At 50.7% G+C, this 8208-nt stretch carries 6 protein-coding genes and 1 rRNA gene; 1 reads left to right on the top strand and 6 read right to left on the bottom strand.

Going from position 1 to position 8208, the window contains the following annotated elements; all coding sequences use genetic code 11:
* The 6 genes from L4D79_RS28635 to L4D79_RS28610 form a co-directional block, all read right to left on the bottom strand.
* Positions 1-158 (bottom strand): 16S ribosomal RNA (locus L4D79_RS28635); the annotation flags it as partial.
* A 344-nt stretch (positions 159-502) separates the two neighbouring features.
* Complete coding sequence (gene hemG / locus L4D79_RS28630; protein WP_428657048.1) at positions 503-1027, bottom strand: menaquinone-dependent protoporphyrinogen IX dehydrogenase; 525 nt, start codon at positions 1025-1027, stop codon at positions 503-505.
* Between the two features lie 11 nt (positions 1028-1038).
* Positions 1039-2496 carry a TrkH family potassium uptake protein gene (locus L4D79_RS28625; RefSeq protein WP_428657046.1) on the bottom strand — a complete coding sequence of 486 codons (1458 nt, stop codon included), beginning with the start codon at positions 2494-2496 and terminating at the stop codon, positions 1039-1041.
* A 42-nt stretch (positions 2497-2538) separates the two neighbouring features.
* Positions 2539-3162: a YigZ family protein gene (locus tag L4D79_RS28620; RefSeq protein WP_428657044.1), complete on the bottom strand. Its 624-nt coding sequence runs from the start codon at positions 3160-3162 to the stop codon at positions 2539-2541.
* A gap of 139 nt (positions 3163-3301) precedes the next feature.
* A complete protein-coding gene (locus tag L4D79_RS28615) occupies positions 3302-3802 on the bottom strand; it encodes a hypothetical protein (RefSeq protein WP_428657042.1) in 501 nt (166 codons plus the stop codon).
* A gap of 3 nt (positions 3803-3805) precedes the next feature.
* The gene (locus tag L4D79_RS28610; protein WP_428657039.1) at positions 3806-5689 is read right to left on the bottom strand and encodes a S8 family serine peptidase; all 1884 of its coding nucleotides are present in this window, start codon (positions 5687-5689) and stop codon (positions 3806-3808) included.
* A gap of 340 nt (positions 5690-6029) precedes the next feature.
* Between L4D79_RS28610 and fadB the strand changes: the two genes are divergently transcribed.
* Entirely contained in the window at positions 6030-8192 is a 2163-nt protein-coding gene (gene fadB / locus L4D79_RS28605) for a fatty acid oxidation complex subunit alpha FadB (RefSeq protein WP_428657037.1), read from the top strand.
* Positions 8193-8208: the final 16 nt, after the last annotated feature.

Below are 8208 nucleotides of genomic sequence, written 5' to 3'. Positions count from 1 at the left end.
CCCCCACATCAGGGCATATTCCCAGGCATTACTCACCCGTCCGCCGCTCGCCGCCCAACAAATCCCCCGAAGGGTCAATGTTGTCGCTGCCGCTCGACTTGCATGTGTTAGGCCTGCCGCCAGCGTTCAATCTGAGCCATGATCAAACTCTTCAATTAAAGTTTTGGCTCAATGAAATACTGTTAAATCATTACCGAAGTAATGATTGAATTGACTGTGCCAACTTACTTTTACTACCGAAGCAGTAAACTTAAATTGTATTGGTCACTCAGTTTCATTGATAATTCTTTTGTTGACTATCATTTCACGAGTGCCCACACAGATTGCATGGTCAAATTGTTAAAGAACAATACTGATTGGTTAGCGGCTTAAGTTGCCGTGCTCCGTGTCAGTGAGGTCGCATTATAGAGAGTTCGATCACATTGGCAAGGGGCTTTTTTAAAAAAAACAACCAAACCAGACAGTTCGAACAAAAAACAGGCAAAGCCGTCAAAAAGACAGCTTAAAACGTCTTAAAACGGTCTGCAAACGCCTCTACTTTTTGCCAATCGGTATATTCGACCTCTTTACTGGTATCGGTTTCCCCACCGGTAATACGCATAATGAGCTGAATCATTACCCGATCAAACCAGGAATAACGTGGATAACGCAGTGCACCAGCGAAAACAGCTTGTAATTCAGGTTGCCAAGGCGAGCGCTTTAGGAACGTCTTCATATATACACTTGTCTCTGGTGTATTCTTTCCTTCTTTGCGTGCCGTAAGGTTCACACAGAAAAAACCTACTTTTGCTTGCTTTAAAGCAAGAAGGTTTTTTTCTATAAATTGATATAACTTTTTATTCAAATGCCCATAGCGAATCGAGGCGCCAATCAGCACCCGACTATAATCAGAAAAGTTGACCGATGTTGCGTTATTGAGGTCAATCAAATCACAAACACAGTCTTCACCGAGTGTATCTTCTATATGTCGTAATATTTTGACGGTCTGCCCATCACTGCTGGAGTGAAGCAATAATACCTTTTCCATACATACCTCTATTAATTACGCCAAAACGTTGGAGTAAATAAAACCAATAACGTAAAGACTTCTAAACGACCAAAAAGCATCGAGATTACGAGTACCCATTTGGCAGGATCATTAATCTCACCAAAATGCACGGCGACTTCCCCAAGACCAGGGCCAAGGTTATTCAACGTAGCGGCCACCGCGGAGAAGGCGGTAAGCTCATCGAGACCGGTAGCAATCAATGCCAGCATACAGATCACAAACACTAGAGCATACGCTGAGAAGAACCCCCATACCGCATCGACCACACGTTGCGGCAAGGCTTTATTGCCCACTTTAATAGTATAAATAGCCCGCGGGTGAACCAAGCGCTTGAGCTCCCTGACACCTTGCAGTAACAACAAGAACATCCGGATCACTTTAATTCCTCCCCCAGTTGAACCGGCACAGCCGCCAACAAAAGAGGAAAATAGCAATAAGACAGGCAGAAACAGTGGCCATTCCGAAAACCCAGTGGTGGTAAAGCCAGCCGTGGTTGATATTGAGACAGTTTGGAACAGTGCCTGATCAAACGCATCATGATACGAGGTATAGGAGTGATGCTTGAGCAACATACCAAAGCAGATCAGAAACAAGATCAATTGTGATGCGAAAAAGGCCCGAAATTCTGGGTCTCGCCAATAAGTGCGTAGATGAATGCCGCCATTAGCAAATGCGGCAAAGTGCAATGAGAAATTACAGGCCGATATCAGCAGGAATACCACAGTAATCATGTTTATCGTTGGGCTATTGAAATACCCCATGCTGGCATCATGAGTTGAAAAGCCCCCTATCGCCACCGTCGAGAAGCTATGGGCTATTGCATCAAACGCCGTCATACCCGCCAACCAAAAGGCCAGCGCGCAACTGATGGTCAAGGCCAGATAAATGTACCAAAGCGCCTTGGCGGTCTCGGCAATACGCGGGGTCATCTTGCTGTCTTTGACCGGACCTGGGATTTCAGCCCGGTACAGCTGCATCCCACCGATACCCAGAACAGGCAAAATGGCAACGGCCAAGACGATGATCCCCATGCCACCGAACCATTGCAGCATCTGGCGGTAAAACAAAATGGCCTTGGGGAGATAATCAAGCCCGACAATCACCGTAGCACCGGTCGTCGTCAGTGCCGAAAAAGATTCAAAAAAGGAATCAGTAACAGATAAGTCAGGCGTTTTGGCCAAAATGAAGGGAACTGCACCGGCACTGCCGATAACGGTCCAGAACAGCACCACAATAAGGAAGCCATCCCTCGCTTTGAGTTCCCTACGGTAATGTCGGTTAGGCACCCACAACAATGCACCACCGGCAAAAAGAAGAAAGAAAGTCACGACAAACGGCAGACCCGCACCGTCGCGATAGATAAATGCCACCAACGCTGGCGCCAGCATGGTGACACTGAACAAAGCGAGCAGTAGCCCGACAATCCTGATAATGGAACGAAATTGCATTGCCTATTAGGCTCTCATCTATATATGGAAAAAGTTACAGAGCTACTCTGAACGGTCGACCGCACTCACCTGCCCGCCACTGCGGCTGAAGAGTGTCGTACTGAATGCCTCGACCTGACGGCGATCCAATTCAATCACCAGCGTGATCCGCTGACTATAGTCAGCCTCGACCTGACGGCCCGCAAATTCCGAGACCAATGACTCCACCAGCGATACCTGATTATACTCGCAGCTGATCAGCAGTTCCGAAGTTATTAACTTTTCTTTGGTTTGCAGCACAGTTAAGGCTTGTTGGACACCACCACCATAGGCTTTGACCAAGCCACCCGTGCCCAGCTTGATACCACCGGAGTAGCGGGTAACCACAGCAGTGATCTCACCTACGCCCGATCCTGCCAGTTGAGCGAGGATAGGTTTACCGGCTGTTCCCGATGGCTCACCATCATCACTGAATCCCCACTTCATCGAGTCTTCAGGCCGCCCTGCGACAAAAGCCCAGCAATTATGTCTAGCATCATGGTGCTTGTCTTTGATGTGTTGGACGAATGCCTTGGCTGCCTCCACATTTGGGGTATGTGCCAAATAGGTAATAAAACGGCTTTTTTTAATTTCTTCTTCGAAGGTCGCACTGCTTGCCGGGATCAGGTAAGGCTCACTGACGGTCATATCCTGCCGTATTTCTCTGTTATAGGTGGAATAGATCAGGATACCACAACCCCAGTAGTTGCTGTAATTTGTCCGCCGAATGGTATACAGAAAAAAGGGAGGCGACGGCCTCCCCCTTTAACAACTACGACCACCGCGGCTACTGGGGAATATTCAGTCCGTTCACCAGCTCCAAAGACACTTTGTCGACTTGGCTATCGTTTTCCAGTGATTCAAGCAGTAGCAACAACTCCCGTTGCTGCTGAGACTTAAATAAAGCAACATTTTGCCCAACGAAGACAACCTCCAGCTGATGGGCGTTGGCAACTTGCTGAGCGGTGACTCCCGGTGCAAGCTGTGCCAAGAATCCACCACTGACAGATACCGGCCCAACCTTTGAATCTGAAGACAGCAGCTGGTCACCAGCAAACACACCAGTGGTAATCGACATCATCGGAAGCGGAACGGCTTTTGCGGTTTTGGCTGTTGGAGCCTGCGACAGCTTAGTATAGGACTGGCCAGAGATGGTCACCTCACCGGCAGATAGCCACTGCGCTTGAGCCGATAATAGCGGTAACGGTTCACCAGCATTTACAGATAAAGCACTCATACCCAGTACCAGCGACGCAGCGTAAGGGGCAAAGGTAAATAATGATTTCATGGCTTATCCTCCCTGATGACCAAAGAATCGGATATCCCAAGACTTGATCACACCGTCCTGGGTGTTATTGGGCATATCGATCGGGAAAATATTCTGCGAATCGAAATACGCAAGCCAGCGGCTGGTCTCTTGGTTAGTATCCCTCACAACCAGCTGCCACTGGCCTTGGGCATTTTCACCATAGAACTGGTGTGATAACAGCAATTGCTGGTTAAAACCGATAACGGTGCTATCCAGAGATTGGCCGACAAGCCCGCTTCGTGGTGACAGAACCACACTTCGGGTTCCAGCAGGCGAGATCAGCTCCACCGCCAGATCATTCATCCGCTGGTGATCAAGGTCGAGGGTAATTTGTACGCTTTCCACGACCAGAGATGCAGGGTAAGCCATCTCACTTGATGCCCCTTCGAGACTGGCATCAGGTATCGATGTATTCGCGTCAGTGGTCCTCCACTCGGTCACTTGAAGCGGAGGAAGCGGTTGTTGATATTGCAACGCCATCATCACAGCATCATCAATATTAACCCGGCCAAAGCCATAGAAGTTATGGAAATCATGCCCCGCAGCATTGGTCTGCCAGCCAGGAATCGCTTGGTAATTCGCAATATCCCCCGACGACTGGGTAAAGGCTAGCGGTACCCCTACATGGTCAGGATCGGTTTTTGTCGCCGTCGAGGCCAAAATATGTCTGACATCACGCCAGTTAAGCGCCGGGTTAGCCGACATCAGCAAGGCCACCGCCCCAGATGTATTGGGCGCTGCAGCCGAGGTCCCATTCATAGTGCCCCGAAAATCACAGTTAGGATCCAACTCAGTCCCACCATGGAGCGCATTCTGGGTATAGGCCACAGAATTACGGCCAGCATCACAGCCCGTTAGATCCGTGGTCACCATGGCTGGCGATGCTGTGCCGTATTCCCCACCCGGTGCCGAGACAAACACACTGGCCCCGACAGTACTGTAGGACGACAGACCACCGTCAGCATTAAGGGCTGACACAACCGTATTCCAGTAACTGGACTTGGTTGGTGTCAGGTTACTGTCTTGCATTGGCAAGCCTTCATTGGCCGGCCCTTGTCGGTCTGCATCAAAAAAGTCACCGGGCAGTACATAGGCTGCGCCGATGTCCGTCCCCAACCAGCCGTAGAAATATTGGTAACTGTTACCCGCAGACTTAACGAAAATACTGCCTCGCTTTTGATTCGAGTTACGGGTTACATGCTCGTACACCTGCTCTTCCAACGCCAGCTTGGTGTCGTTCGCCAAATCATAGGGGATAGGGAATACCGGCGAGTAACCATAGCTCTGGTTGAATACCCGAACATCTTCAGTATTTGGCGCTGCCCCATGCGACATCAACCACCCTTCAACCGTCTGGCTCTTCAACCAATTGAAGCCTTTGAGCCCGGCGCGGGGAGCAACGCCCCGTCCCCCCAACCCGTTCCAGCCAACAGCCGCCGTCAACCCCGCGACAGAGGTACCATGGGTATCAGTCTGGTTCTCCGGTGTCGGATCGCTATCATTGTTCACCAAATCCCAGGAGCCTGGCCGGATATTGGCCGCCAGATCAGGGTGGGCAATCTCTAACCCATCATCAATGATGGAGACATTGACACCTACACCGTGGATCCCCAACAAATGCGTAAGCCAAAGGTTCATGTCTTGGCCCGGGGTTCCAGCCGTTTGCGAAAAGCCAGTCTGGCCGGTATTGCGCATATGCCACTGGTGGACAAACAAGGGATCACCGGGCGGTAAATCCGGAACCCAGCTCCAGTCCACTCCGGGTGTGGCCACAGGCTCTGGCTTTATCATCATAACCGCGTGCCCACTGGCCGGCAGCAATGCCGCTGCCAACGCCGCAGACACGAGAGTGAGTTTATTCTTCATATCTATCGATCCTTCGATGGAATAATGTCCGCAGCACTGTGCTGCGGATACCCCATATACGATCGGTAAACTGCTCAACACCACAAATTAATAACAAAATGAAAAAAGGTTTAGATGCATTTCCCAAAACCATCATCCATTTGAAATTCAGAATAAAAAACCTTTATCCACCCACACATTCCTGATCTATGGATCCTATCCCGAACCACAAAAGTTAAACAAATGTTTAAAGTAGGTATTGTAATAGTTGCACAACAGGTTCAGACTATTATTTAACCTACTGACAGGTCAAACCAGTTAAATCAAATTCGGCACAGACCGGAACTCATGGAGATAGAAGATGATTTACCAAGGTGAAACCCTATCCGCTCGCTATCTGGAAGATGGCATCGCCGAGCTCAACCTCAATGCTCCCGGCGCAATTAACAAGTTCGATCTCAAAACCCTTGAAAGCTTCAATGAAGCCCTTAATGCGCTCTACCACCAGAGCGATCTCAAGGGCCTCTTGATCACCTCAAGCAAAGAGGCATTTGTCGTTGGGGCTGACATCACTGAATTTCTTGGCTTATTTACCAAGCCTGCCGAGGAATTGTCACAGTGGGTCGCCCATGCCAACGACATCTTCAATAAATTGGAAGACTTACCGGTTCCGACCCTGTCAGCCGTCAATGGCCACGCCTTAGGCGGAGGGTGTGAATGTATTCTGGCCACCGATCTGCGTTTGGCCGATAGCAAGGCCCGCATCGGTCTGCCGGAAACCAAACTGGGAATCATGCCAGGCTTTGGTGGTACCGTCCGCCTGCCCCGCCTGATCGGTGCTGACTCCGCCATGGAAATCATCACAGCCGGCAAAGACAAGAAAGCCCTCGATGCCCTCAAGCTCGGCCTTGTCGATGGTGTTGTTGAACCAGATCTATTGCATTCAGCCGCACTGGCGATGCTAAAAGACGCGATTGCCGGCAAACTGGATTGGCAATCGCGCCGGACACAGAAAAAAGCGCCACTGGCCCTTAACAAAATCGAATCGACCATGAGCTTTACCATGGCCAAAGGAATGGTTGCCCAAATAGCCGGCCCCCATTACCCGGCGCCAATGGCAGCAGTAAAAACCATCGAGGAAGCAGCAAGGTGCCAGCGAGACGAGGCGTTGGTCATTGAGAACAAGCATTTTGTCACTTTGGCGAAGACCGATGTCGCCAAATCACTGGTTGGGATCTTCCTCAACGACCAGTACATCAAAGGGCAGGCGAAACAGGCGGCCAAAGCCGGAGAGCCCACCAGCAAGGCCATGGTGCTCGGTGCTGGGATCATGGGCGGTGGCATTGCCTATCAGTCGGCGCTTAAGGGCGTACCGGTACTGATGAAAGACATCAACGATGCGTCCCTCGATCTTGGTATGGGGGAAGCCGCCAAGTTGCTGAACAAGCAGCTCGAACGTGGGCGACTTGATGGCCTTGGCATGGCAAAGGTCCTTAGCGCGATCACCCCAAGCCTTCACTACGCTGGCGCCGAAGAGACCGATGTGGTGGTTGAAGCCGTGGTCGAGAATCCAAAAATCAAAGCGGCAGTACTCAGCGAAGTGGAAAGCTTGGTCGGTAAAAATACCGTGATCACGTCTAACACCTCGACTATCCCTATCAACCTGCTGGCCAAGTCGCTCAAGCACCCAGAAAAATTCTGCGGTATGCACTTCTTCAACCCGGTCCATCGCATGCCACTGGTTGAGATCATCCGTGGCGAGCATACCTCTGATGAAACCATCAATCGGGTCGTCGCCTATGCCGCCAAGATGGGTAAATCCCCAATTGTAGTCAACGACTGCCCGGGGTTCTTCGTCAACCGTGTGCTGTTCCCTTATTTTGCTGGCTTTAGCTTGCTGCTACGTGACGGAGCCGACTTCCAGCAAATCGACAAGGTGATGGAAAAACAATTTGGCTGGCCAATGGGCCCAGCCTACCTATTGGATGTGGTCGGTATTGATACTGCGCACCATGCCCAGGCCGTGATGGCGGAAGGCTTCCCAGAACGAATGGGCAAAGACTACAAAGATGGCGTCGATGTGATGTTTGAAAATGGCCGCTATGGTCAGAAGAGCGGCCAAGGCTTCTATGCCTACACCACTGATCGCAAAGGTAAGCCAAAGAAAACTGCCGATCCGGATGTGGCCCAGTTGCTTGCGCCAGTCTCGAGTAATGCCAGCCAATATGATGCCGAGTCAATCATTGCCCGGATGATGATACCAATGATCAACGAGGTAGTCCGTTGCCTAGAGGAAGGGATCATTGCCAGCCCAGCCGAAGCCGATATGGCCTTGGTGTACGGCTTAGGCTTCCCTCCATTCCGTGGCGGTGTATTCCGTTACCTCGACACCCTTGGCCTGGACAGCTACGTCCAGCTGGCAGATAGCTATGCTCACCTTGGCGCTGTTTACGAAGTACCGGCAGGGCTGCGTGAGAAAGCTGCCCAAGGTGGCCGCTACTACCCTGTACCGAGCAACGCGTGATCATGGCTTAAGGATG

The organism is Photobacterium satsumensis (assembly GCF_050336935.1).
Taxonomy (GTDB): domain Bacteria; phylum Pseudomonadota; class Gammaproteobacteria; order Enterobacterales; family Vibrionaceae; genus Photobacterium; species Photobacterium satsumensis.
The sequence above is the reverse complement of the archived record's forward strand: the minus strand, read 5'-3'. Positions and strand labels throughout refer to the sequence as shown.